The organism is Aquamicrobium terrae, assembly GCF_040545735.1.
GTDB classification, from domain to species: Bacteria; Pseudomonadota; Alphaproteobacteria; order Rhizobiales; family Rhizobiaceae; genus Mesorhizobium; species Mesorhizobium terrae_A.
This window is the reverse complement of record NZ_JBEPML010000010.1, coordinates 48886-73918: the sequence shown is the minus strand read 5'-3', so window position 1 is coordinate 73918 and position 25033 is coordinate 48886. Positions and strand designations below refer to the sequence as shown.

The window sequence follows — 25033 nt, the reverse complement described above, 5'->3', positions numbered from 1 at the left end:
CTTACTGGCCGAGAACGTCCGCGGTCCAGCGGTCGACCAGCCGCTGCTTGTTCTCGGCAGCGAATTTCGGATCGACCGGGGTCAGCTTGATCTGGTCGAGCGCGGGGACACCGGTGCCGCCGCTGACATCGCTGCGGATCGGCAGGAAGTAGGTCTTGGTGGCGCTGAGCGCGCCCTGGCCGTCCGCCGAGGTGATCCAGTCGACCAGCTTCTTGGCGTCGTCCGGGTTCTGCGCACCCTTGAGGATCGACATCGACGCCACCTCATAGCCGACGCCCTCGGAGGGGAACACGACCTTTACCGGATAGCCCTCGTCGGCCAGCTTGAGGAAGCCGGGGGTGAACTGGATGGCGAGCGGCGTCTCGCCGACGCCGAGCGCGCCGCTCGGCGCGGTTCCGCTTTGCGTGTAGGTCTGGACGTTGGGGTTCAACGCCTTGAGGAATTCGAAGGCGCCGTCCTCGCCGCGCTCCTCGACCAGCGTCAGGATCAGCGAATAGGCAGTGCCGGAAGACTGCGGCGACGGCATCTGGATGAGGCCCTTGTAGGCCGGGTTCTTCAGGTCTTCCCACGAGGCCGGCACCGGAGCGCCGCGGCTTTCGAGGATATCGGTGCGCACCCCGATGGCCAGCGGGTTGGTGTAGATGGCGTGCCAGTAGCCTTCAACGTCCTTGAACTGGTCAGGCAGGGCATCCGCGTTCTGCGACACATAGGGCTCGGTGAGGCCGCGTTCCTTGGCGAGGATGTGGTTCTCGCTCGGCGCCCCGAACCAGACATCGGCCTGCGGGCGCGCCTTCTCGGCCTCGATGCGCGACATGGCCGGGCCGGAGGACAGGAACACCATCTGGACATCGACGCCCGTCGCCTTGGTGAAGGCGTCGAGGAGTTTCTTGGCGTTTTCCTCGTCCACGCTCGAATAGACGGTCAGCGCATGCGCAGAGCTGAAAGTGAGCAGCGATGCCAGCGCGGCGGCGGCAAAAGCCCGCAGCGAAATGGTCATGGGAGGCCTCCCTGGGAACGGAGCTGTCGATAGGCGTTTCAATAAGCTGGCAAACTATCGGCAGAAGGCGACTAAGGTCAACGTGGGGAGGCCAGTTATGTGTGGACCGAAGCCGCCGGCCGGCGCAACCTTCGCTTTCGACGCAGCGACCGCAGGCCAACCGGAAAGGCGTTTTCCCGGTTGGCGAATAATTCCTAGCGCACCCGCCAGGCCTGTGTGCGGCTGGTCAGCGCCCGCGACAGATACATGTGGACCAGCCGGGCGGCGATGTTGGTGTAGAAGATCATCATGCCCATGGCCGCGGCCGGGGCCACGTCGCCGGCATCGTCCATGTTGAGCACCGCCACCGAGGCCAGCGCCGTGCTGGTCGAGTAAAGGAACACCACCGCCGAGACCGTCGTCATGGCGTTGACGAACAGGTAAATGGAGATGTCGAGGATGGCGGGCAGGCAGATCGGCACCGTCACCCGGCCGAACAGCTTGTAGAAGGGCTGCTTGAGCGAGGCAGCGACCGGTTCGAATTCCTTGTCGATCTGCTTGAGCGCGGTGAGCGCCGTCAGATGGCCGACCGTATAGAAGTGGGTGATCGTGCAGAGCACCAGAATGGCCATGGTGCCATAGATCGGGTTCAGCGGATTGGCCGGATCGTTGAAGAAGAAGATGTAGGCCAGGCCCAGCACCATGCCCGGCACCGCCATGGGCAGCATGGCCAGGAACTGGAACAGGGCGCGGCCGGTGCGGAAACCCTCGATCTTCTCCACCACATAGGCGCCGATAAAGACGATCGCGGTGCCGATCACGGCCGTCAGCAGGCCGAGCTGGATCGAGTTGCGATAGGCGGTCCAGCCGCCGCCGTCCATGCGGTGGAAGGCGAAGTTGCGCAGGCTCGGCGTCATGTCGTAGGGCCAGAACTTGACCATGGCGGCGAGCTGGCAGATGGCGATGATGCCGAGGATGAAGACGGCCACCACGCTGCACCACATCAGGCACAGAAAGTCGAAGCGGGGGGAGGGCTTCGGCTCATAGGGCACCGAGCGCGCCGACAGCAGGGAGACCTGCTTCTTCTGCACCAGCCGGTCGACGATGAAGGCGGCAAGCGCGGGAATGAGCAGCACCACCGAGACCACGGCGCCCATCTCGAAATTCTGCTGGCCGATGACCTGTTTGTAGATATCGACCGCCAGCACGTTGTACTGGCCGCCAATCACCTTTGGCAGGCCGAAATCGGTGATGACCAGCGTGAACACCACGAAGGCGGCCGAGATCAGCCCGTAGCGGGCGCCGGGGATGGTCACCGTCCAGAAGGTGCGCCATTTCGAGGCACGCAGCGATTTCGCGGCTTCGTAGTGGCGCTGGTCGGAGATGGCCAGCGCCGTCGAGATGATGATGAGCGCATGGGGGAAGGTGAAGAACACCGAGCCGATGACGATACCGAGCGGGCCGTAGATCGAGGTCCCCATCAGCAGGTCCTTCAACAGGCCCTGATTGCCGAACAGGTAGATCAGCGCGATGCCGGGCAACAGCGACGGCACCAGGATGGGCACCAGCGCCACCAGCCGGAAGAAGCCCTTGAAGCGCATCTTGGATCGGTTGAGCGCATAGGCGAAGCCGAAGGCGGCGCCGACGGTGATGACGGTGCTGATGATGGCGATGGTGAACGAGTTCTGGATGGAGCGCACCAGCGAGGGGGTAGAGAAATAGTTCTTGTAGTTCTCGATGCCGACGGTGCGGTCCGGCCGCAGCATCACCCGGCGAAAACTGTTGGAATCGAGTTCCATCCATTCCGTGCCGCGATGCAATGTCTGGCCGACCAGCCATGACGCCTCGTCGCTGGTGCCGCGGATGCGGTAGTGGATCGGGCTGCGGAAATTGAAATCGGGGAAGAAGGAGGTGGCCGCCAGCCGCCCGTCGGACCGGCTGGCCAGCTTGTCGGCGGCAACGGCGCCGGTGCTTTCGTTGAGGGCGGCGGCCGTCTGCGGCGCGCTCCAGTTGCCGCTCTCGTCGCCCACCTGGAACTCGAAGCCGGCGAGGTTGAAGCCATAGGTCGAGAACGACTTCGACAGCATCACGTAAAGCGGTGCCGCCAGAGACACCAGCAGGTAGAGGGCGATGACGACCATCAGGCCGCGCTTGATGATCTCGTCGCGGTCGAGCGACAGCTTGACCGTGCGGCCGGCGGGGACAGAGCGTGCAGCAGCCATGGACATGGTCAACCTCGCGCGAATACGAGCAGGCGCTCGGACGGCAGCTCCACGGTCATCAACGTGTCTTCGGCAAGGCCGAGGCGGCGCACGGCATTGATCGAGAAATTGGCGATCAGGGTTTCCTCGCCGATCGAGGGGCCGTGCAGATGGGTGCGCCAGAACGAGCCGAGGAACTCCATCTTGGCGATGGTCAGCTCGATGACGTTGGCGGCCTCAGCCGGACGCTCCGGGCCGCTGCCGTGCGGAATGATTTCTTCGGGGCGGATGGCGGCCACCACCGGGGTGCCATCCGCCAGTTCATGCGGAGCGCAGCGGAGAAGGCGCCCGCCGAGGCGCACGCTGCCGCTGTCGACGACAGCCGCGAACTTGTTGGCCTCGCCGATGAAGTCGGCCACGAACAGCGTGCTGGGATGGCGGTAGATCTCGGCCGGCGTGCCGATCTGCTCGATCACGCCATGGTTCATCACCACGATGCGGTCGGCCATCGACAGCGCCTCTTCCTGGTCGTGGGTCACCATGATGGTGGTGACGCCCAGCTTGCGCTGCAATTCCTTGATCTCATGGCGCAGATGGATGCGCACCTTGGCGTCGAGCGCCGAAAGCGGCTCATCGAGCAGCAGCAGGCCGGGCGAGATCGCCATGGCGCGGGCAAGCGCGATGCGCTGCTGCTGGCCACCGGAAAGCTGGGCGGGGTATTTCTTCGCCTGGTCTGCGAGCCCCACCAGATGCAGCAGGTCCTTGACGCGAGCGTCGATATCGGCGCGGGGACGCCGGGTGTTTTCCAACCCGAAGGCGATGTTCTTCTCGATGGTCAGGTTGGGAAACAGGGCATAGGACTGGAACACGATGCCGTAGTCGCGCTTCGACGGAGGCAGCGCCGAAATATCCTTGCCGGCCTGGTGGATGGTGCCGCGGGTCTGCGGATCGAGACCGGCAACGGCGCGCAAAAGCGTGGTCTTGCCGCAGCCCGAGGGGCCGAGGAAGCAGATGAACTCGCCCTCGCGGATCTCCAGATTGATGTCCTTCAGCGCCTGGAAGCTGCCGAACACCTTCCACAGATTGGCGATTTCGAGATAGGACGGACCTGTGGCGGGGATGCCGGCTTCGACGGGCGTGTGCAGTTGGGTTGCTGTTGGCGCCCTGGCGGCGAGGTTCTCGTGTCGCATATCAGTCATCCGCTCGGCCTGCTGCGTTGAGGACGCCTGTCCGGCATCCGGCTACTCGGGACCATGGTGGGCGGCCGACGGCCGCGGTCATGCCCGCCACCTGGTCATGCTGAGCCATCGGGCCGGCGAAGGCCCGATGGCAGGCAGGGGTCAGTTCTTGGGCTCGGACTTGGAATCGTAGCGCTTGGCCCATTCCTCGATGATCGCCATGCGGTTGTTGGCGGCCCACTCCAGATCGTTGTCGATCATCTTGGAAGGGATATCGTCGGGCAGATGCGGCACGGGCTTGGCTATGCCCTTGTAGGCGACCACGGCGAAGCTGCCATTGTACATCTCGTTCGCCTCCTTGCTCACCGACCAGTCGACCAGAGTCTTGGCGGCTTCCAGGTTGGGTGTGCCGGCAATGATGGCGGTGGCCTCGGACTCCCAGCCGGAGCCTTCGGAGGGGAAGATGATGTCGATCGGGCCGCCGGCCTCCTTGGCGTTGGAGGCAGGAAAGTCGAACGACACGCCGATCACCGTTTCCCCGGCGCCGGCCATCTTGCACGGCTTGGAGCCCGAATGGGTATAGGCGGCGATGTTCTCGTGCAGGGCGTCCATGAAGGTCCAGGCATCGTCCTCGCCGAACATCTGGATCCAGCCCGAAACGTCGAGGAAACCGGTGCCGGAGGAAGCGGGATTGGGCATCACCACATGGCCCTTGTATTCGGGCTTGGTCAGGTCCTTCCAGCTCTTCGGCGGCGTCAGGCCGAGCTTTTCGCCCTCGACCGTATTGTAGCAAAGCGCCGCCACATAGGCGTCCATGCCGGTCCAACTGGGTGGCGAATCCTTGTCGACGAAGCGCGGGTCGAGGTTCTCCACGCCCTTGGGCTCGTAGGGCTCCAGCATGCCTTCGGCCTTGAGCAGAAGCAGCGAGGTGGCGGCCACGCCCCAGACCACGTCGGCCACCGGATTGTTCTTTTCCGCCAGCAGCTTGGCGGTCATGACGCCGGTCGAATCGCGCACCCAGTTGATCTTGATCTCGGGATGCGCCTTCTGGAACGTGTCGGCGTAGCGCTGCAGGTCGACCGCCTCGACGGCGGTATAGACGGTCAGTTCGGTCTGCTGCGCCAGCGCCGCCGACGACAGCAGCGAGGCGACGGAGGCCGCGACCAGAAAGGACTTCCTTTTGTGCATAGCGATGGCTCCCATTGTGGCTCTTTGTGAGCACGGCGTGATTGGGAGGGCGGCTGGGTTATCCGGGATTGCCTGTCCATCCGCACCCTCCAGGCTCGATAGTGGGAACGACCCTACAATAAGTAAAATCTATTATTTTTATGATAGCATCGATTGTGCCGATGCTAGGAATTTCAGGCTATAGATCAGAAACCAGTGGTTGTACAAACGGTTAACCGGCGAAAGCGAGGGCGCCGACGCCCAGCGCCACGATAGTGGCGGAGGCGATGCGCGGCCGCCAGGGCCGCTCGCCGAGCAGGAACAGCCCGATCAGGGCAGCCATGATGACCGAGGATTCGCGCACCGCCGAAACGGCGCCGAGCGGCGCAATGGTCTTGGCGTAGATGACAAGGCCGTAGGCCGAGACGGCGCCGACGCCGCCGAGAAGCCCAAGCACCAGCGTGCGCAGTTCGATCGGCACGGCCCGGCGGTGCCGGCGTAACAGGATGAACAGCGGCACCGGGAACTCCATCAGGAAAAGCCAGCCCATATAGCCGAACGGGCTGTCGGCCAGGCGCACACCGATGCCGTCGACGACCGAATAGGACGCGACCAGAACGCCATTGATGGCGGCCACCGCGATGGCGCCACGCGAGGCATGGGTGATGCCGCGCTGGAAGGCGAGCAGGCCGATGCCGAGCGTGATCGCGGTCAATCCCACCCAACCGGCCGGGCCGAGGGTTTCGCCGACGAACAGATAGGCGCCCAGCGTCACCAGCCCCGGCGCCAGCCCGCGCGAGATCGGATAGACCTGGCTGAGGTCGCCCAGCCTGTACGACTGGAACAGGAAGACGTAATAGCCGAAATGGATGACCGTCGACAGGAAGATGTAGAACCAACTCGCCCGGTCCGGCGGCGTCGCGAACAGGATAAGGGCGAGCCCCAGCAGGGCATGCGAGGCGGATACCGCCGCCAGCACGAGCGCGCGGTCCGAAACCGCCTTCACGACGGCGTTCCAGCTCGCGTGCAGCAGCGCCGCCAGAAGCACGATGGAAAGAGCGAAGGACGACATGCCGGCTACCCCTCTTTGCCGGCGTTACACGCCGGCACGCATTGGGTTCCTGGAAAAATCACTACCGGCATCCCCCCGAACGTCATTCCGCCGGCCCTCCCGCGGGAGGCCGGCGCTTCCGAAGCCTGATCCTGCCCGAAGGACCGCACCCTTCGGCATCGTGCCCTATAGAGCCTGACGGCCGGCTCCCGAACCGTCACACGGCCATATTCAGCCATCCGCCTTCACACGGTTCGACGCGGGATCGTAAACCGGGCGCAGATGCGGTGTCGCGGCATGGCGCTCGCTGGCAATGTCGATCTCGAAACGACCCTGTTCCAGCCAGGCTTTGTCGATGCCGGCCGCATCCTCCAGCAAGGCCAGCGCCACCGCCCGGCCGAGCGTGTGGCCATAGGCGGCGGAGCGCACCTCGCCCACCGGCCGGCCGTCGCGCAGCACCAGTTCGCCGCCCCACAGCATCGGGCCGCCATCGTCGAGGGTGAACTGCACGATCCGTTTGGCAAGCGGCTTGCCCTTGGCACTGTCCAGCACCTCGCGACCGATGAAGCCGCCGGGCTTGTCCATGGCGACCGCAAAGCCCAGCCCCGCCTCAAAGGGCGTGATGTCCGGCGTCAACTCCCGGCTCCAGGCCCGGTATCCTTTCTCCAGCCGCAGCCCTTCCAGCGCGTAGTAACCGCAATCGACAAGGCCGAGGTCGCGGCCCGCCTCCTGCAACGCCTCATAGACCCCGACCGCGAATTCGCTGGGCACGATCAGTTCCCAGCCCAGTTCGCCGACATAGGTCATGCGGTTGGCATAGGCGGTCGCATAGCCGACGTCGATCTCGCGCACGGTGGCGAAGGGGAACCCGGCATTGGAGAGATCGGCCGAAGTGATGCGGCTCAATATGGCGCGCGCATTCGGTCCCATCAGGGCTAGCACCGCATAGGCGGAGGTGACATCCGTCAGCACCGCATTGGCGCCCTCGGGAATGTTGCGGTTGATCCAGTCGGCATCGTGGACCGCTTGCGCCGACCCGGTGACCATGAGGAACTTTTCCGGCCCCAGCCGCATCACGGTGAGGTCGCTTTCATAACCGCCGCCGCTGTTGAGCAGGCCGGTATAGACCGAGCGCCCGACCTCGACGTCGATGTCGGCGGCACAGATGCGGTTGAGCACGCGTGTGGCATCGCGGCCCTGCATCAAAAGCTTGGCGAAGGAGGTCTGGTCGTAGAGCCCGGCCGCGTCGCGCGTCGCCTTCATCTCGCGGCCCACGGCCTCATGCCAGTTCTGACGGCCGAAGGAATATTCGGTCTGCGGCTTCCGGCCTTCGCCCGCGAACCAGTTCACCCGCTCCCAGCCCATCTTGGAGCCGAAGCAGGCACCTTTTGCGGCCAGCCGGTCATAGAGCGGCGAACGGCGGAAGGGGCGAGCCGTGTCCAGCTCCCGGTTCGGCCATGGCATGGCATAGTGCAGGCCGAGCGTTTCCTTCACCCGGTCGTGCAGCCAGCGCGGATTGTTGTTGAAGGCGGCGAAGCGGCGGATATCGACCGGCCACAGGTCCAGCGTCGGGCTGCCGTTGACGATCCATTCGGCCAGCGCCCGTCCGGCGCCGCCGGCGCTGGCGATGCCCATGGAGTTGAAGCCGGCTCCGACAAAGAAGTTCTTCAATTCCGGCGCCTCGCCGACAATGAAGTTGTTGTCCGGCGTAAAGCTCTCGGGGCCGTTGTAGAACTTCTTGACCTCGCTGGTTTCCATCTGCGGCACGCGGATGAGCGCGTTCGTCATCAGGATCTCGAACTGGTCCCAGTCGTCGTCGAGCAGCGAGAACTCGAAATCATCGGGTATGCCGTTCATGCCCCACGGCTTGGCGTGCGGCTCGAAGCCGCCCATCACCAGCCCGCCGACCTCTTCCTTGAAGTAGATGTAGCCGTCGGGATCGCGCATCACCGGCAGGTCGGGATGCACGCCCTCGATCCTGCCCGTGACGATATACATGTGCTCGGCCGAATGCAGCGGCACGCTCACCCCGCACATCTGGCCGACCTTGCGCGCCCATTGGCCGGCGCAGTTGACGACGATCTCGGCCTTCACGTCGCCCTCGCTGGTGCGGACGCCGGTGACGGTACCGTCCTGCGTGGTGATGCCGGTGACGCGCACGCGCTCCACGATGCGGGCGCCGCGATTGCGCGCCCCCTTGGCCAGCGACTGCGTGAGATCGGTGGGGTTGGCCTTGCCGTCCGCCGGCAGCCAGACCGCCCCGACCAGATCGTCGATGGCCATCACCGGCCACAGCTTGCCGGCCTCCTGCGGGGTGATCACGTCGATCTCCACGCCCTGCGCGCGCGCCGACGCGGCCGTGCGTTTCAGCACCGTCATGCGGTCCTCGGTGCGGGCCACCGACAGCGAGCCGCACTGCTTCCAGCCCGTGGCGAGGCCGGTCTCGGCCTCCAGCTCGCCATAGAGCTGGGTGGAATAGCGGATCAGCCCGGTCATGTTGGCGTGGCTGCGAAGCTGCCCGACAAGCCCGGCGGCATGCCAGGTGGTCCCCCCGCTGAGCTGGCCCTGCTCCAGCAGCAGAACATCCGTCCAGCCCATCCTGGTCAGATGATAGGCGACGGAACAGCCGATGATGCCGCCGCCGATGATGACCACGCGGGCCTGAGTGGGAAACTGCTGTGCCATGATGACCTCCCGGAACGATGCGGGAAGCCTAAAAGCGCAAAATCAAAAAATCAACAAGTTTTGCAACAAAATGCAACATGCCCGTCTCTCACCCGGCGACAATCACCTTCATGCCTTTCTTCTTGAGCCCATGGCCCGATGGCACCGGCGGCGGGGCGTCGACGATGATGCCGGAGGCACGCTCGAAATTGCGGATGCGCATCGGCGTCAGCCGTCCGAATTTCGAGGAGTCGAGCAGGAAATAGGTCTTGGCCGCATGGGTCACCATCTGGGCCCGCTGCTCCGCGCCCGAACGGGTGAAGTCGGTTATCGTGCCGTCGGGCGTGAGGCCGCCGGCCCCAAGGAACGCGATGTCGATGCGGTAGCGGCCGATCGCTTCCAGCGCATCGATGCCGGACGCGGCCTCCTCGATCGGGTCGATCTCGCCGCCGAGGATATGGACCCGCATCGACGGCTGGCGACACAGCAGCAGGGCGATGACCAAGCTGGTGGTGCAGATGGTGAGGTTCTGTTTGCCGATCAGCGCATTGGCCACTTCCAGCGCGCTGGTGCCGGAATCGAGGAAGACGACCATGCCGTCCTCGACCAGCGCCGCAGCCGCCCGCCCGATCGCCGCCTTGCCGGCAGCGTTCTCCTGGCTGCGCAGCGGCAGCGCCGCCTCGGTCGCGGCGAAGGAGCGCGCGCCGCCATGCACCAGATCGAGCTGACCGCGCTCGGCCAGAAGCTTCATATCGCGGCGTATGGTCTCGCGCGACACGTCGAAGAACGCCGCCAATTCAGCGATGCCGACCGAGCCGTCGGCCGCCAGGCGCTTGAGGATTTCATCATGACGGCGCGGAGCGAGCGCCCGGGAACTGTTCTGCGATGCCATGGCGCGACTGTGGCGGGCTTGCGCCGATCAGGCAAGGCTTTGTTGCAAAAAGTGGCATTGGACGGTTCCGCAAAAAAGCCTGTGCCGGTTCCTGGAAAACCCTATTTTCCAGTCTGCGAATGCTGGGCGGCAATATCGAGGAAGGCGCGCAACAGCTTGCCGCCGCCGCGCTCCTTGAGGCAGATCAGCGCCTCCTCCATCAGCATTTCGGGCGCGTCGATGGGAATCTGGACCAGCCGCCCGTCCTGCCCGAACTCCGCCGCCGAGACGAAACCGACACCGGCCCCCGAAGCGACGATCTCATGCACGGCCTCGCGGCCTTCCGCCTCGATCGCCGGCTTCAGTTCAAAGCCTTGGCTGGCGGCCAGGTCCTCCAGCTTGGCGCGGGTCTTGGAACCACGCTCGCGCATCACCAGCGGCTGCACCGAAAGTTCCTGCAAAGACAGCGACGGCGCCGAGGCCAGCGGATGGTCGGTCGACACGAAGGCCACGATGGGGGTGGAGTTGAGCCGCACCACCTCGAAATCGCGGCTGGTCGGAATCTCGCCGAGCACACCGATATCGGCCTCATAGGCATAGAGGCTGGAGATCACCGTCTCGGTGTTGCCGGAGCGAACCTGCACCTGGATGCCCGGATATTTGTGGCGGAAGCGGCCCAATATGTGCAGCAGGTGATGGGCGGCGTCGGCGACGACGCGCAGGGTGCCGGAGCGCAGCGCCCGCGATTCCGACAGAAGCTCCAGCGCCTGCTGCTCGGTGTCGAACAGGCGCTGGGTGATCTCCAGCAGCCGGTAGCCGGCTTCGGTCGGCGTCACCTGCTTCTTGTGCCGGTTGAACAGCAATATGTCATATTCCTGCTCGAGCTTGCGCACCTGATCGGAAATGGCCGGCTGGGTCAGGAACAGCTCCTCGGCCGCGCGGGAGAAGCCGCCGCACACGGCGACATAGTGGAATGCGCGAAGCTGCACGTAGCGCATGGTCTTCCTCCATCAGCAAGACCAGTCATGATCGATAGATTCCATTAATGTCAATATAGAAACTAACGATTTGATTTATATCATAACCGGTGCACATAGGAGAAAATGGGAAACTGCGCGCGACGCGGCATGCCGGAGCCTGCCCGATAAAGCCGCCGCAACGCCCATACGGAGGCCGCGATGCACCTGATGTCGATCCTGATCCAGTTGGCCGGCGCCATCATGCTCCTGCTGTGGGCGGTTCGCCTGGTGCGCACCGGCATCGAGCGGGCGCATGGGGCGCTGCTGCGCGATGCGCTGCGCGGCGCCAGCCGCGGTCGCATGCGCGCCGCCTTCGCCGGGATCGTCCTGGCCATCCTGCTGCAAAGCTCGACGGCCGTCGCCATGCTGGCGGCCAGCTTCGCCGCCACGGGCACGCTTGGCGTGGCCGGCGGCATTGCCGTCATGCTGGGGGCCGATGTCGGCTCGGCATTGGTGGTGCAGGCGCTGTCCTTCGACCTCGACTGGCTGGTGCCGCTGCTCCTGTTCGCCGGCGCCACCATGTTCCTCAAGTTCGAATCGCGCACCATCAAGCAGACTGGCCGCTCGGCGCTCGGCATCGCCTTCATCCTGATCTCGCTGCGCATGGTGGGCGAGGCGACCGCGCCGATGCGCAACAGCGATTTCATGCCCGTCATCATCGCCTATCTGGAGGATGATGCGATCACCGCCTTCCTGCTGGCGGGGCTGTTCACCTGGCTCATCCATTCCAGCGTGGCCTCGGTGCTGTTGCTGATGTCGATGGCCGCACAGGGCGTGCTGCCGGCCGAGGTGGCCCTGCCCATGGTGCTGGGCATCAATCTCGGCGCCGGCCTGATTGCGGCCGGGCTGACGAGGGGTCAGGCGGTCGAGGCGCGCCGCATTCCGGCCGGCAACCTCCTGTTCCGCGCCGCAGCCGCCGCCGGCCTGCTCGTCGCCTCGCGGCTGGTCGAGATCCCGCCCGGCTGGTTCGGCACCGGCGTTGGCCGGCAGGTGGTCAACATGCATCTGGCCTTCAACCTGGTGCTGCTGGTGGCGTGCCTGCCGCTGACGGCCGCGATGGAAGCGGCAACCCGCAAACTGGTGCGCGACAAGCCTGCCGAGGCCGCCGACGATCCCATCACCCAGCGCATCAGCGCGCTCGACCGTTCGGCGATCAAGGTGCCGAACGTGGCGCTCACTAGCGCCACGCGCGAATTGCTGCGCATGGCCGAGACCGTCGACGTCATGCTGCGGCCGGTGATGGACCTGTTCGACAGCGGCGACGAAAAGCGCATCGCCCGTATCCGCGCCCTCGATCAGGAGGTGAACCGCGCCCATACCGAGATCAAGCTCTACATCGCCGAGGTCAACCGGGGCAGCATGAGCCAGGAGGAAGCGCGGCGCGGCGTGGAACTCACCGGCTTCGCCATCAATCTCGAATATGCCGGCGACATCATCGCCAAGAACCTGCTCACGCTGGCCGAGGAGAAGGCCCGCAAGCAGCTCAATTTTTCGCGCGAGGGGCTGAAGGAACTGACGGAACTGCACGAGCGGGTGCTGGCCAACAGCCAGATCGCGATGAACGTGCTGGTTTCGGGCGATCTGGAAACCGCCCGCCATCTGGCCGCCGAGAAGGAACATGTGCGCCGGCTGGAACGGGAAAGCCATGAGCGGCATCTGAAGCGCCTGCAAACCGGCACCACGGAAAGCCTCGAAACCAGCGACATCCATCTGGAGGCGCTGCGGGCGCTGAAGGAGATCAATTCGCTTCTGGTATCGTTGGCCTATCCCCTGTTGACCCAGAGCGGCGAGCTGCTGGAAAGCCGGCTGCTGCGCACCGCATGATCGCCCGATGCACGACAATTCATCGACATAACTTATCGATGGATACAAATTAGCGATTTTACATATGGACGGGCCGCTGCCATGGTCAATCCCGGAGATAGCCAGTTGACGGCGAGGAGACAAAAATGCTGTCCGATCAGAACCTTGCATCCGCAGAAGCAGCCCCGCTGCCGGCTCCCGCGCTGGGCGAGCCCTATCTGCTGACGCCCGGCCCGCTGACCACCTCGCGCGAGGTCAAGGAGGCGATGCTGCGCGACTGGGGCTCCTGGGACGGCGACTTCCGCGGCATGACCTCCGAGCTGCGCCGCCGGCTTCTGGCGCTTACCGGCGACACCAAAGACGAATTCGACTGCGTGCCGATCCAGGGCAGCGGCAGCTTCGCGGTAGAGGCGATGCTGGGTTCCTTCGTGCCCCGCGACGGCAAGGTGCTGGTGCTGGCCAACGGCGCCTATGGCCTCAGGGCCGCGCAGACGCTGGTCTATCTCGGCCGCGCCCACACCGTCATCGACAAGGGCGACTACCTGCCGCCGCGCGGCGACGAGGTAGCGGCGGCCCTCGATGCCGATCCCGCCATCACCCATGTCATCGCCATCCATTGCGAGACCAGTTCCGGCATCCTCAACCCGGTGGCCGAGATCGCCGAGGTCGTCCATGCCAGGGGCCGCAAGCTGCTGGTCGATTCCATGAGCGCCTTCGGCGCCGTGCCGCTCGACGTCAGCGAGATCCGCTACGCGGCGATGGTATCGTCGGCCAACAAATGCATCGAGGGCGTACCGGGCTTCGGCTTCATCATCGCCCGCAAGGACGAGCTGGAGGCAGCCAAGGGCCGCAGCCATTCGATCAGCCTCGACGTCCATGCCCAATGGGCGCACATGAACAAGACCGGCCAGTGGCGCTTCACCCCGCCGACCCATGTCGTCGCCGCCTTCATCGAGGCGCTGCGCCAGCATGCCGCCGAGGGCGGCGTGGCGGGCCGCGGCGCGCGCTACACGAAAAACCGCGACGTCATGGTCGCCGGCATGCGCGAACTCGGCTTCGAAACCCTGCTCAAGGACCGCTGGCTGTCGCCGATCATCGTCACCTTCTTCAATCCCGCGCATCCGAATTTCGACTTCGAGCGCTTCTACGACCTGATGAAGGACAAGGGCTTCATCATCTATCCCGGCAAGCTGACCGTGGTGGACTCGTTCCGCGTCGGCTGCATCGGACGCATGGACGAGCATGTCATGCGGCGCGTGGTCGAGGCTGCCGGACAATCCCTCAAGGAAATGGGCGTCGACACGGCCGCGCCGCCCGAAGCAGCGCTCACCGAGCGCGCCAAGCTCGCGGCCTGAGCCGCCTCCAGCCAGACAAGGAACGACACCGATGAACCAGCACACTCCTGTTTCTGTTGCCGCGAATGGCCGGACTTATGCGTGGCCGCGTGTGCCTGCGATTGCGATCTGCCTTGACGGCTGCGAGCCGGCCTATCTGGACGCGGCGATTGCGGCGGGACTGATGCCGGCGCTTGAGAAGATCAAGGCCAGGGGCACGGTGCGCACCGCCCATTCGGTGATCCCCTCCTTCACCAACCCCAACAACCTGTCGATCGCCACCGGGCGGCCGCCGGCCGTGCACGGCATCTGCGGCAACTACCTCTACAACCCCCAGACGGGCGAGGAGGTGATGATGAACGATCCGAAGTTCCTGCGCGCCCCGACCGTCTTCCAAGCCTTCTACGACGCCGGGGCCAGGGTGGCGGTGGTGACCGCCAAGGACAAGCTGCGCGCCCTGCTCGGCCATGGGCTGAAGTTCGACGACGGCCGCGCCGTGTGTTTCTCCTCGGAGAAGTCGGACACCACGACAAAGGCACAGCACGGCATCGACAACGCCTCCAAATGGCTGGGACGCCCGGTGCCGGAGGTCTATTCGGCCGAGCTGTCGGAGTTCGTCTTCGCCGCCGGCGTCAAGCTGCTCAAGGAATTCCGGCCGGATGTCATGTACCTGACCACCACCGACTATGTGCAGCACAAATATGCGCCGGGCGTGAAGCAGGCCAACGACTTCTACGAGATGTTCGACAAATACCTGGCCGAGCTCGATGCGCTGGGCGCGGCCATCGTGGTCACCGCCGACCACGGCATGAAGCCCAAGCACCATGCCGACGGCTCGCCCAACGTGGTCTATGTGCAGGACCTGCTCGACGAATGGCTGGGCAAGGACGCGGCCCGCGTCATCCTGCCGATCACCGATCCCTATGTGGTGCATCACGGGGCGCTCGGCTCCTTCGCCACCGCCTACCTGCCGCAAGGGGCCGACCGCGAGGAAGTGATGGACAGGCTGCGCCAGGTCGAGGGCATCACGCTGGTGCTCGGCCGCGAGGAGGGCTGCGCCCGCTTCGAATTGCCGGAGGACCGCATCGGCGACATCGTCATGGTGTCGGGCGAGAACAAGACCATCGGCACCAGCGCGCACCGCCATGACCTTGCCGCGCTCGACGAGCCGCTGCGCTCGCATGGCGGGCTGACCGAGCAGGAAGTGCCCTTCATCACCAACCGGGTGCTGCCCGACCAGCCGGGCGCGCCGGCGCTGCGCAACTTCGATGCCTTCTACTATGCGGTGCTGGCGGCAGCGCAGGTGGGATGACACTTTCATCCTCCCCCTTCATGGGGAGGATCGCCAACCGGGCTGGCGGGGCGGAAGGGCCCTGCCTGGCCTTCCAACCCCACCCCGGCGCCGATGCGCCGTCCCTCCCCATCAAGCGGGAGGGGTGAAGGAGCCAGATATGAACAAGCCCGAGACTTCCCTCAAGCTCCGCCACGAGCCGATGCGCATCGCCGGCGAGAAGGTCGATGCCGACGGCGTCGTCGAGGTGCGCTATCCGTGGAACGACACCGTCATCGGCACGGTGCCGGCCGGCGGCGCCGAACATGCGCGGCGCGCCTTCGACATCGCCGCCGGCTATACGTCGAAGCTCACCCGCTACGAGCGCCAGCAGATCCTGTTTCGCACGGCCGAGGCGCTGGCCGCGCGCAAGGAGGAGATCTCCGACCTGGTGACGCTGGAGCTCGGCATCTCCAAGGCCGACTCGCTCTACGAGGTCGGTCGCGCCTATGACGTGTTCACGCTGGCCGGCCAGATGTGCATCCGCGACGACGGCGAGATCTTCTCGTGCGACCTCACCCCGCATGGCAAGCAGCGCAAGATCTTCACCCTGCGCGAGCCGCTCAACGCCATCTCGGCCATCACCCCCTTCAACCATCCCCTCAACATGGTCTCGCACAAGGTGGCGCCGGCCATCGCCACCAACAATTGCGTGGTGGTCAAGCCGACCGAGCTGACCCCGATGACGGCGCTGGTGCTGGCCGACATCCTCTACGAGGCCGGCCTGCCGCCGCAGATGCTGTCGGTGGTCACCGGCTGGCCCGCCGACATCGGCGACGAGATGATCACCAATCCCAACATCGACCTGATCACCTTCACCGGCGGCGTGCCGGTGGGCAAGCTGATCGCCTCGAAGGCCGGCTACAAGCGCCAGGTGCTGGAGCTGGGCGGCAACGACCCGCTCATCATCCTCAACGACCTATCCGACGAGGATCTCGCCAGGGCCGCCGATCTGGCGGTTGCCGGCGCCACCAGGAATTCGGGCCAGCGCTGCACCGCCGTCAAGCGCATCCTGGTCCAGGAGAAGGTGGCCGACCGCTTCGTGCCCCTGGTGCTGGAGCGGGCGAAGAAGATCCGCTTCGGCGACCCGATGGACCGGTCGACCGACCTCGGCACCGTGGTGCACGAACAGGCCGCCGCCCTGTTCGAGAAGCGCGTCTACATGGCGGCCGAACAGGGTGCGGAAGTGCTCTACGATCCCGGCCGCAAGGGGGCGCTGCTTCCCCCCATCGTGATCGACCGCGTGCCGCACGCCTCCGAACTGGTCATGGAGGAGACGTTCGGGCCGATCATCCCGATCATCCGCGCCCCCGACAATGACGACGACCTGATCGCTTTGTCCAACTCCACCGCCTTCGGCCTGTCGTCGGGCGTGTGCACCAACGATTTCCGGCGCATGCAGAAATACATCGCCGGCCTCAGGGTCGGCACCGTCAACATCTGGGAAGTGCCGGGCTACCGCATCGAGATGAGCCCCTTCGGCGGCATCAAGGACTCAGGCAACGGCTACAAGGAGGGCGTCATCGAGGCTATGAAGTCCTTCACCAACGTCAAGACCTTCTCACTTCCATGGGCTTGACCCGGACATGACCCCGAATTGGCCGGCCAGAAGGCCGGCCGCTTTTTTTGGGGCCGCGGCCGATCAATCCGGCCGGCTGTGTCGTGACCTTTCAGATCCGAATGCCACGCTTCAGGCCTTCGCTTTCCGGGCAGTCGAAGGCCTGGCGAAGCGCCACGGCGGACTGGCGCAGCAGGCCGACGTCGGACCCCACCGCAACGAAGGTGGCGCCGAGATCGATATAGCGCCGCGCCAGGCCTCGGTTCGAGGTCAATATGCCTGCGGGCTTGCCGGCCTCCAGCAAGCGCGAAATACCCGCCTCGATCGCCCTCTGCACATCGGGATGTTCGGGGTTGCCTCGGTGCCCCATGTCGGCCGCCAGATCGGCTGGACCGATGAAGACGCCATCGACACCGTCGACGGCCGCGATACGCTCGATCTCGGCCATGCCCGCCTGCGTCTCGACCTGTACGAGCAGGCAGGTCTCGGCATCCGCCGTCGCCAGATAATCAGAAATGGCGTTGAAGGCCGAGGCCCGGGCCAATCCCGCGCCGACGCCACGCACACCGGCAGGCGCATATTTCATGGCGCGCGCAAGGCGTTGCGCCTGCTCCTCCGTCTCGACCATGGGGACCAGTATCGTCTGGCACCCGATGTCGAGCACCTGCTTGATCATCCAGTTCTCATCGGCAGGCAGGCGAATGACCGGCGTGGCATTGCCGATCGCGACCGCCTGCAACTGGGCAAGCATCGAGCGCAGGTCGTTCGGCGCATGTTCGCCGTCGATCACCAGCCAGTCGAAACCCGTGCCGGCGAGCAGTTCGGCGCTGTAGGGATTAGCCAGCCCCAGCCAGAGGCCGATCTGGACGCGCCCCTCCGCGAGGCCCCGCCTGAACTTGTTAACGGGCGCCGGCATCGGCCTTCTCCTGTGCGAAACTGCAGCTCACGGTGCCGAAATCGCCGAAATCGGCGACGATATGCGATCCGGGCGGACATTCGATGGGGCGGATGAAGGAGCCGGACAACACCACATGGCCGGGTTCGATGGCGCCGCCAAATATGGAGAGCCGTTGAGCAAGCCATGCCACGGCCAATGCCGGATGGTTGAGCACGCCGGCCCCCAGCCCTGTCTCCTCCACGCATCCGTCGCGCGACACGATGACACCGATCCAGCGCAGGTCGATGCCGTTCGGCTTCACGGGTTCGCTCCCGATCACGATGCCCGCATTGGCGGCATTGTCGGCAATGGTGTCGCATATGGTCCGCCGCCGCCCGGTTTGCGGATCGGTCCGTACGATCCGCGTATCGAGGATTTCGAGCGCGGGAACCAGATAGTCGGTAGCTTCCATGACGGCCTCGGGCGTGATGTCCGCGCCGACCAGCCGGTCCTTCATGACGAAGGCAATCTCCGCTTCCACACGAGGCTGGATGAAACGGCCTGCCGGAACCACGCTGCCGTCGGCGAAGGCCATGGAATCCAGCAGGACGCCGGAGTCCGGAATGTTGATATCGAGCGCCTGCTGCATGGCCCGCGAGGTCAGCCCGATCTTCCAGCCGATGATCCTGCGGCCTTCGGCAAGTTTGCGCGCGACCCACGCCGACTGGACGGCATAGGCATCGTCCATCGTCATGCCGGGATGGGCGAGGCTGAGCAGGCCGGTCTGGACCCGTGTCCGCTCGGCCCGATCCAGCGCCTCGACCGCCGCCGCGATGTCACGCCCGCTCAGCACGTCGAAACCCCTTCTTCGACCACCCGGTTCTCCAGCGTGCCAATGCCTGGAACACTGACGCGGACCACATCGCCGGAAGTGAGGAAGCGTGGCGGGTCGAAGCGTGCGCCGGAGCCGGTGGGCGTACCGGTGACGATGAGATCGCCCGGCAGCAACGCGGTAAAGGTCGAGATATAGCTTATGAGCCGTGAAAACGGGAACATCATGCGCCCTGCGCTGTCCTGCTGGCGCAACTCGCCATTGACGAATGTGCTCAGTTCCAGCTCGCCCAGTGCGCCGGCCCGTTGCAGCGGAACGACCCACGGACCGATGCTGCCGGAAGCCTCGAAATTCTTGCCCTGCGTCACGTTGAACTTGCCGTGACGCATCCAGTCGCGGACGCTCCCCTCGTTGCACAGGGTCAGGCCGAACACATGGTCGAGCGCGGCGGCCTCGGGAATGCGCCGGCCGACCTTGCCGATGACCAGAACAATCTCGCCCTCATAGTCGAATTGCGCGGATTCGGGCGGCAGGTGCAAAGCCTGTCCGTGCCCGACAAACGAGCCTCGGGTGCGCAGAAACAGGCTGGGGTATTTGGGAAGGTCCGACCCGTCCTTGTATTCCGCATTGCGGTCCGGATAGTTGACGCCAACGCAGATGATCTTGTCTGCATCGGGAACCGGGACCCGGTACTCGATGTCGTCGTAAGCAAAATCGGCTGGAAGGGAAGTGGCGCCGGCCTCCGCTTCGCCCGCTCCGCCCCGTGCGATCATATCGCGCAGCGAGGCGAACCCCGTACGGCCGGAAAGATCTATGACCCCATGGTCGCAGGCAATACCGAAACGGTCCCGGCCATCGGCCCGGAAGCTGAGATAGTTCATGCTGATAGTCCTTATGCGTGAGTTGGGGCAGGCCCTACTGGACCTCAAGATCCAGTTTCTTGTGGCCGCGACGGATGGCGGGCAGCACCATCAGGGCCAGCAACAGCACCGTCACCGCCAGAAAGGCGGCGCTGATCGGGCTGGTAACGAAGGTGCTGGGGTCGCCATGAGAGATGAGCAATGCGCGACGCACGCTTTCCTCCAGCATCGGCCCCAGCACGAGGCCGAGGATGAACGGCGCGGGGGGACAGTCGAGCTTGTACGCGAAGTAGCCGAACAATCCGAACCCCGCACCCAGCCACACATCGAAGGAGGAGTTCGACAGCGAATAGATGCCGAAACAGGCCAGCGAGAGAATGACCGGATAGAGCCAGGAATAGGGCACCTTCAAAAGCCATACCCAGATACGGATCAGCGGCAGATTGAGCACCACCAGCAGGACGTTGCCGATCCACATGCTGGCCACCAGGCCCCAGAACAACGCCGGCCGCTCCGTGATGACGTTCGGTCCCGGCGTGATGCCCTGCAGCATCAGGGCACCCAGCATCAAGGCCATGGTCGCACTGCCGGGCACGCCGAGCGTCAGGGTGGGAATGAAGGAAACCTGCGCTGCCGCGTTGTTGGCGGATTCCGGCCCGGCGACGCCCTCGATGGCGCCTTTGCCGAAGCGGGAGGGGTCCTTGGCGACACGCTGTTCCAGCATATAGGAGGCGAAGGAACTGATGGTCGTGCCGATACCGGGCAACAGGCCGAAGAACATGCCCACGCCCGTGCCGCGTACGATCGGCATGGCCGAGTCCTTCAGCTCCTGCCGGCTGGGCAAGAGACTGGTGACCTCGGAGGTCTTGCGCACCTCGGACGTGCTCGACCACAGCTGGGATACGATCTCGGAGAAGGCGAACATGCCCACCGCGACAACAACGAAATCGATGCCGTCCATCAGCGAGGTCATTCCGAAGGTGTAGCGCATGACGCCGGAGTTCAAGTCCATTCCGACCATGCCGATCAATATGCCGAGCAAGGCCATCAGCAGCCCCTTGAGCAGCGCCCCCTGCACGAGGACGGCCGTCGCCACCAGGGCCATGATAATCAGGGCGGTATATTCGGCCGCCCCGAAACGCAGCGCAAAATTGCCGAGCAAAGGGGCGAACAGGGCGATGGCCAGTGTGCCGATGCAACCGGCGACGAACGACCCCAGGGCGGCAATGGCGAGCGCGGCGCCCGCCCTTCCCTGCCTCGCCATCTGGTAACCGTCGAGACAAGTGACCACCGACGACGATTCACCGGGCAGGTTGACGAGGATGGCGGTGGTCGAGCCGCCATAGGAGGCACCATAGTAGATGCCTGCAAGCATGATGAGGGCCGCCTCGGGCGTGAGGCCGAAAGTCAGCGGCAGCAGCACTGCTATGGTGACCAGCGGGCCGACCCCCGGCAGAACGCCGATCAGGGTGCCGAGCGTAACCCCAACCAGGCAATAGAAGAGGTTGTCGAGCGAGAAAGCGACCTGAAAACCGAGCAGGATTCCGTCCAGCATCAGAACCTCCACAGCGGGATCGGCATGTTAAGGCCGATACGGAAGATGAGGATCGGCACCAGAATGCCGATCACGAGCTGGACCGGCAGGGCGCGCAGGCTGCGGCGCGGATCGGCATACCAGCCGACTGCGGTGAGGAAGCACACAGCGGGAATGAGACCGCTATGCTGGATAAGGATGGCGAACCCTGCGACCGCGGCAATGATGATCCCAAGAGGTCGCCAGGCGATATCTGTGAGCAGGGCACCGTTACCGGCCCGCAGTTCCCGCATTGTGAGCGCGATGCCCAACACGACGATAAGGCCGGAAACGAGGGTCGGGAAATAGCCGGGGCCCATGTTCAATGTCGAGCCAAACGGATAGCCGAGGGCGATGGCCAAGGCACCCAGCCCTATAGTGGAAAACACCAGGCCTGCCACCATGTCGCGTTTGAGTTTCATTGCTTCCTCCCGCAGCCCCTTGCCGACGCCGCCTCAGGCGGCATTGCGGCGGCGCTCGATATGCTCATGCAGGTTGTTGAACTTGTAATTGAGTTCCGCACTCATCTCCTGCATCTCGAAGGCGACTGCGAGCGGAGCCCGATCGCGCAGGGGTGTCAACAAAGCGACCACCTTTTCGAACACATGATCGGCAGCCTTGCGCCGCGTGTCGAGATCCCGGCCATGCCCGATCCGGAGCACGATGTGCACGAAACCGTTGGTGGGATCGCCGTCGCCGACGATGTAGTCCTCGATGACCTGGAAGCGGAGGCGGATGCCCCCCACCGGGAAGATTCCGGTTTCGAGGGCGGCAGCGTAGACTGCCTGTTTCAGTGCCCGAGCCTCCGGCTCCGCAGCGACGTTCCTTGAGCATTCAATCCAGATATGCGGCACAATGGGGTTCCTGTTCTGCTTTGGAGATTTTCTCCGGGGAGGCCCGTCCCCGGAGAGCATTGCACAAAGGAAGGCTATTCGGGCTTGATGCCTGCCTCCTCGATCAGCACCGTCCATTGTTCATATTCGGTGGCGATAAGCTTGGAGAACTCGTCTGGGCTTGACGACTTCGGCTCGACGCCCGCCTTGATGAGTCCGTCGCGCACGGTCTCCGTGCCGATAGCCTGCACGACCGCGGCGTTCAGCTTTTCCACGATGGCATCAGGCGTGCCCGCAGGCGCGGAGATGCCGTACCAGCCGGAAACCTTGAACCCGGAATAACCGCTCTCGGCAACGGTCGGCACGTCAGGCAGCGACGGCGAGCGTTCAGTGCTGGTGATGCCGATGGGGATCAGCGCGCCAGCCTGGATGTGCGGCAACACGGACACCGGGCTGCTCAGCATGACCCCGACGCGGCCAGACAACAGATCGGTCAGCGCTTGCCCGGAGCCACTATAGGGGATGTGGTTCATCTCGACACCCACCGCCTTCTGGAAGAGCAGTGATGCCAGATGCGATGCGGCGGCACCGCTGGCATAGTTGACCTGGCCCGGCTTCTCCTTCGCCAGGGCAATCAGGCCCTGCAGATCCTTCACCCCGAGGCTGGGGTGGACCACGATGACATAAGGCGATTCCGAAATCTGGGAAACCGGAGCGAAATCCTTCAGCGGATCATAGTTCGTCGCCTGATAAAGGCTGGGATTGAGCGCCATCGTGGCCTGGAGCACGAAGAGGATGGTGTGGCCGTCCGGCTTGGCATCGGCACCATAGCGGGTACCGGGAATACCCTGCGCTCCGGGCCGGTTTTCGACGAGAACGGGCTGCCCCAGTATCTTGGCCATCTCCTCGGCGACGATACGGGCGGTGACATCGGTGCCGCCGCCGGCGTTGAACGGCACGACAAAGTTGATCGGCTGGGTTGGATAGTCCTGCGCCACCGTGACCCCGCCCAACAGCGCCAGGCCCAGCACGGCGCCGGCAAATATTTTCTTCAGTCCCATGATCTCCTCCCTGTTCTGGTTCAAGCGCTCTTGCGCGAGGCAAACAACGCGTCGATCTTCTGTTCGTAGGAATGGTAGTCGAGGAAGCCGTAAAGCTCCTCACGCGTCTGCATGATGTCGAGAATATCCTTCTGGGTGCCCTGCTCCCGAATGGTCCGGTAGACCTTGAGCGCCGCCGCGTTCATGGCACGCGCCGCCGAGAGCGGATAAAGGGCGGCCGACACCCCGGCATCGCGCAGCTCGCCGGTGGTGAAGTTCGGTGTCCTGGAGAATTCGGTGATGTTGGCAAGCACCGCATGCGGACGGCCCAGCGCGTCGGAAAGCTGGCGATACTGCCCCAGTTCGGTGAACGCCTCCGCGAAGATCATGTCCGCGCCTGCCTCCATATAGGCACAGGCACGATCGATGGCCCCATCCAGGCCCTCGATGGCCAGTGCATCCGTGCGCGCGACGATGACGAAATTCTCGTCGTAGCGCGCATCGACAGCCGCCTTGATACGGTCCAGCATCTCGTCGCGGCTGACGATTTCCTTGCCCGGACGATGGCCGCAGCGCTTGAGCGCCACCTGGTCCTCCATATGCATGGCGCCGGCGCCATCCTTGATGAGGCCGCGCACCAGGCGGGCAATCGAATAGGCGCCACCGAAACCGGTATCGACATCCACCAGCACCGGCAGGTCGGAAGCGTCGGAGACCTTGCGCAGATCGGCAAGGACATCGTTGATGGTGGTGATTCCAAGGTCAGGCAATCCGTGGGAGGCATTGGCCACACCAGCGCCCGCCAGATAAAGCGCCTTGTAGCCCACCGACTTGGCCATGAGTGCCGTATAGGCGTTGATGGTCCCCATGATCTGGAGCGGCGATTCCTCATGCAGGGCCTGACGGAAACGCGCGCCAGCCGAGGTGTTGACCGGAACAGTGGTGAGCATTGAGCTTGACTCCATAATGTGGATTATGTATTGGGTATTTACACTATTTTCTATACAATATGGATATCGTGTCAATATAGTGGATCAAAAATTATCTAGAATTCCATATTATGGAGAATTCCATGGAGCAAGGGGCGCAAAGCATCTACCGGACCGTCGCCGTCCTCATGGCCGTCGCGGACCGCAACCGGGAGGGGGCCGGCATGAGCGACGTGGCTGCCGCCACCGGGCTCACGAGCCCGACGGTGCATCGCATCCTGCGTGCATTGACCAACCTCGGGCTGGTTATCCAGACGGGAAGCCGGCGATATGCGCTCGGCCCCATTGTCTACGACCTGGGCCTTACGGCTGCGCCGCGCTTCGACCTTCAGAACCTGACGCGGGACATCACGGACCGACTGGCCGAAGAAACCGGCGACACCGTCTTTTTTTCCCGGCTGAGCGGCAACGACATGGTCTGCGTCAGCCGCACCAGCGGCTCCTTCCCGGTCAAGACATTGATCACCGATGTCGGCCTTCGCCGTCCGCTCGGCGCGGGCGCCAGCGGGCTCGCGGTTCTGTCTGCAATGCCTGAGGATGAAGCGCTTGCCCTGATCGACACCAACGAAGCGGCCTATGCAGCGCAGGGACGGACAATCGACCAGGTTCGCGAGGAGGTTGCCGCCGCACGGCGTACAGGACATGTAGAGAGGGACATTCCCGCGCTTGGCGCGCGAACCATCTCCGCACCCCTGTGCGATCCTTCCGGCCGCCCTTTCGGCTCCATCAGCATCAGCTCGATCAGCCAGCGCATGAGCGGCGACCACCTTGCCTCGTGCCTTGGGGCTCTGACAAAGGCCGTGGCCGAAGTACAGAAGCGCGTGAACGTGAACTACTCATCGCACAAGCAGTGAACGAAGCCTTCGCGGATGCCCCC

General features: G+C 64.5%; 21 protein-coding genes. 5 read left to right on the top strand and 16 right to left on the bottom strand.

Annotated features, from left to right (window positions below; translation table 11 throughout):
• Position 1: 1 nt before the first annotated feature.
• From ABID37_RS15100 to ABID37_RS15065, 8 genes are all read right to left on the bottom strand, one after another.
• A complete protein-coding gene (locus ABID37_RS15100; protein ID WP_354196168.1) occupies positions 2-997 on the bottom strand; it encodes an ABC transporter substrate-binding protein in 996 nt (331 codons plus the stop codon).
• Positions 998-1191: 194 nt separating this feature from the next.
• Positions 1192-3198 carry a putative 2-aminoethylphosphonate ABC transporter permease subunit gene (locus ABID37_RS15095; RefSeq protein WP_354196406.1) on the bottom strand — a complete coding sequence of 669 codons (2007 nt, stop codon included), beginning with the start codon at positions 3196-3198 and terminating at the stop codon, positions 1192-1194.
• Between the two features lie 8 nt (positions 3199-3206).
• Positions 3207-4367 (bottom strand): putative 2-aminoethylphosphonate ABC transporter ATP-binding protein, encoded by a 1161-nt coding sequence (locus ABID37_RS15090; protein ID WP_435521571.1) that lies wholly within the window; start codon positions 4365-4367, stop codon positions 3207-3209.
• A 150-nt stretch (positions 4368-4517) separates the two neighbouring features.
• Entirely contained in the window at positions 4518-5543 is a 1026-nt protein-coding gene (locus ABID37_RS15085) for a putative 2-aminoethylphosphonate ABC transporter substrate-binding protein (protein ID WP_354196164.1), read from the bottom strand.
• A gap of 211 nt (positions 5544-5754) precedes the next feature.
• On the bottom strand, positions 5755-6594 hold the full coding sequence (locus ABID37_RS15080; RefSeq protein WP_354196162.1) for an EamA family transporter: 840 nt from the start codon (positions 6592-6594) through the stop codon (positions 5755-5757).
• 210 nt (positions 6595-6804) lie between these two features.
• Positions 6805-9258, bottom strand: a complete 2454-nt coding sequence (locus tag ABID37_RS15075) for a GcvT family protein (protein ID WP_354196160.1) — start codon at positions 9256-9258, stop codon at positions 6805-6807.
• Positions 9259-9346: 88 nt separating this feature from the next.
• On the bottom strand, positions 9347-10129 hold the full coding sequence (locus ABID37_RS15070) for a DeoR/GlpR family DNA-binding transcription regulator (protein WP_354196158.1): 783 nt from the start codon (positions 10127-10129) through the stop codon (positions 9347-9349).
• A gap of 101 nt (positions 10130-10230) precedes the next feature.
• Positions 10231-11106 (bottom strand): LysR substrate-binding domain-containing protein, encoded by an 876-nt coding sequence (locus tag ABID37_RS15065; RefSeq protein WP_354196156.1) that lies wholly within the window; start codon positions 11104-11106, stop codon positions 10231-10233.
• Between the two features lie 180 nt (positions 11107-11286).
• Between ABID37_RS15065 and ABID37_RS15060 the strand changes: the two genes are divergently transcribed.
• From ABID37_RS15060 to phnY, 4 genes are all read left to right on the top strand, one after another.
• Positions 11287-12951, top strand: a complete 1665-nt coding sequence (locus ABID37_RS15060; protein ID WP_354196154.1) for a Na/Pi cotransporter family protein — start codon at positions 11287-11289, stop codon at positions 12949-12951.
• A 125-nt stretch (positions 12952-13076) separates the two neighbouring features.
• Positions 13077-14285: a 2-aminoethylphosphonate--pyruvate transaminase gene (locus tag ABID37_RS15055; protein ID WP_354196152.1), complete on the top strand. Its 1209-nt coding sequence runs from the start codon at positions 13077-13079 to the stop codon at positions 14283-14285.
• 31 nt (positions 14286-14316) lie between these two features.
• A complete protein-coding gene (gene phnA, locus ABID37_RS15050; RefSeq protein WP_354196150.1) occupies positions 14317-15576 on the top strand; it encodes a phosphonoacetate hydrolase in 1260 nt (419 codons plus the stop codon).
• Between the two features lie 139 nt (positions 15577-15715).
• Entirely contained in the window at positions 15716-17173 is a 1458-nt protein-coding gene (gene phnY / locus ABID37_RS15045) for a phosphonoacetaldehyde dehydrogenase (protein ID WP_354196148.1), read from the top strand.
• Between the two features lie 91 nt (positions 17174-17264).
• Here the strand turns inward: phnY and ABID37_RS15040 are convergent, their stop codons facing one another.
• From ABID37_RS15040 to prpB, 8 genes are all read right to left on the bottom strand, one after another.
• A complete protein-coding gene (locus ABID37_RS15040; RefSeq protein WP_354196146.1) occupies positions 17265-18068 on the bottom strand; it encodes an aldolase/citrate lyase family protein in 804 nt (267 codons plus the stop codon).
• Entirely contained in the window at positions 18052-18882 is an 831-nt protein-coding gene (gene hpaH / locus ABID37_RS15035; protein WP_354196143.1) for a 2-oxo-hept-4-ene-1,7-dioate hydratase, read from the bottom strand. Before hpaH ends, ABID37_RS15040 begins: the two co-directional genes overlap by 17 nt.
• Complete coding sequence (locus ABID37_RS15030) at positions 18876-19742, bottom strand: fumarylacetoacetate hydrolase family protein (protein WP_354196141.1); 867 nt, start codon at positions 19740-19742, stop codon at positions 18876-18878. Before ABID37_RS15030 ends, hpaH begins: the two co-directional genes overlap by 7 nt.
• A 34-nt stretch (positions 19743-19776) precedes the next feature.
• On the bottom strand, positions 19777-21276 hold the full coding sequence (locus tag ABID37_RS15025; RefSeq protein ID WP_354196139.1) for a tripartite tricarboxylate transporter permease: 1500 nt from the start codon (positions 21274-21276) through the stop codon (positions 19777-19779).
• The gene (locus tag ABID37_RS15020; RefSeq protein ID WP_354196137.1) at positions 21276-21716 is read right to left on the bottom strand and encodes a tripartite tricarboxylate transporter TctB family protein; all 441 of its coding nucleotides are present in this window, start codon (positions 21714-21716) and stop codon (positions 21276-21278) included. The genes ABID37_RS15025 and ABID37_RS15020 overlap by 1 nt, the downstream gene beginning before the upstream one ends.
• A 33-nt stretch (positions 21717-21749) precedes the next feature.
• Positions 21750-22148, bottom strand: a complete 399-nt coding sequence (locus tag ABID37_RS15015; protein ID WP_354196135.1) for a 5-carboxymethyl-2-hydroxymuconate isomerase — start codon at positions 22146-22148, stop codon at positions 21750-21752.
• A 74-nt stretch (positions 22149-22222) separates the two neighbouring features.
• Positions 22223-23188 carry a Bug family tripartite tricarboxylate transporter substrate binding protein gene (locus ABID37_RS15010; RefSeq protein WP_354196133.1) on the bottom strand — a complete coding sequence of 322 codons (966 nt, stop codon included), beginning with the start codon at positions 23186-23188 and terminating at the stop codon, positions 22223-22225.
• 20 nt (positions 23189-23208) lie between these two features.
• Positions 23209-24117: a methylisocitrate lyase gene (gene prpB, locus ABID37_RS15005; protein WP_354196131.1), complete on the bottom strand. Its 909-nt coding sequence runs from the start codon at positions 24115-24117 to the stop codon at positions 23209-23211.
• Between the two features lie 122 nt (positions 24118-24239).
• Here prpB and ABID37_RS15000 point away from each other — a divergent pair, with 122 nt between their 5' ends.
• Positions 24240-25010 (top strand): IclR family transcriptional regulator, encoded by a 771-nt coding sequence (locus ABID37_RS15000; RefSeq protein ID WP_354196129.1) that lies wholly within the window; start codon positions 24240-24242, stop codon positions 25008-25010.
• Positions 25011-25033: the final 23 nt, after the last annotated feature.

Coding starts and splice junctions, on each gene's coding strand:
- ABID37_RS15100 (WP_354196168.1), bottom strand. CDS start 997: ATGACCATTTCGCTGCGGGCTTTTGCCGCCGCCGCGCTGGCATCGCTG.
- ABID37_RS15095 (WP_354196406.1), bottom strand. CDS start 3,198: ATGGCTGCTGCACGCTCTGTCCCCGCCGGCCGCACGGTCAAGCTGTCG.
- ABID37_RS15090 (WP_435521571.1), bottom strand. CDS start 4,367: ATGCGACACGAGAACCTCGCCGCCAGGGCGCCAACAGCAACCCAACTG.
- ABID37_RS15085 (WP_354196164.1), bottom strand. CDS start 5,543: ATGCACAAAAGGAAGTCCTTTCTGGTCGCGGCCTCCGTCGCCTCGCTG.
- ABID37_RS15080 (WP_354196162.1), bottom strand. CDS start 6,594: ATGTCGTCCTTCGCTCTTTCCATCGTGCTTCTGGCGGCGCTGCTGCAC.
- ABID37_RS15075 (WP_354196160.1), bottom strand. CDS start 9,258: ATGGCACAGCAGTTTCCCACTCAGGCCCGCGTGGTCATCATCGGCGGC.
- ABID37_RS15070 (WP_354196158.1), bottom strand. CDS start 10,129: ATGGCATCGCAGAACAGTTCCCGGGCGCTCGCTCCGCGCCGTCATGAT.
- ABID37_RS15065 (WP_354196156.1), bottom strand. CDS start 11,106: ATGCGCTACGTGCAGCTTCGCGCATTCCACTATGTCGCCGTGTGCGGC.
- ABID37_RS15060 (WP_354196154.1), top strand. CDS start 11,287: ATGCACCTGATGTCGATCCTGATCCAGTTGGCCGGCGCCATCATGCTC.
- ABID37_RS15055 (WP_354196152.1), top strand. CDS start 13,077: ATGCTGTCCGATCAGAACCTTGCATCCGCAGAAGCAGCCCCGCTGCCG.
- phnA (WP_354196150.1), top strand. CDS start 14,317: ATGAACCAGCACACTCCTGTTTCTGTTGCCGCGAATGGCCGGACTTAT.
- phnY (WP_354196148.1), top strand. CDS start 15,716: ATGAACAAGCCCGAGACTTCCCTCAAGCTCCGCCACGAGCCGATGCGC.
- ABID37_RS15040 (WP_354196146.1), bottom strand. CDS start 18,068: ATGCCGGCGCCCGTTAACAAGTTCAGGCGGGGCCTCGCGGAGGGGCGC.
- ABID37_RS15030 (WP_354196141.1), bottom strand. CDS start 19,742: ATGAACTATCTCAGCTTCCGGGCCGATGGCCGGGACCGTTTCGGTATT.
- ABID37_RS15025 (WP_354196139.1), bottom strand. CDS start 21,276: ATGCTGGACGGAATCCTGCTCGGTTTTCAGGTCGCTTTCTCGCTCGAC.
- ABID37_RS15020 (WP_354196137.1), bottom strand. CDS start 21,716: ATGAAACTCAAACGCGACATGGTGGCAGGCCTGGTGTTTTCCACTATA.
- ABID37_RS15010 (WP_354196133.1), bottom strand. CDS start 23,188: ATGGGACTGAAGAAAATATTTGCCGGCGCCGTGCTGGGCCTGGCGCTG.
- prpB (WP_354196131.1), bottom strand. CDS start 24,117: ATGCTCACCACTGTTCCGGTCAACACCTCGGCTGGCGCGCGTTTCCGT.
- ABID37_RS15000 (WP_354196129.1), top strand. CDS start 24,240: ATGGAGCAAGGGGCGCAAAGCATCTACCGGACCGTCGCCGTCCTCATG.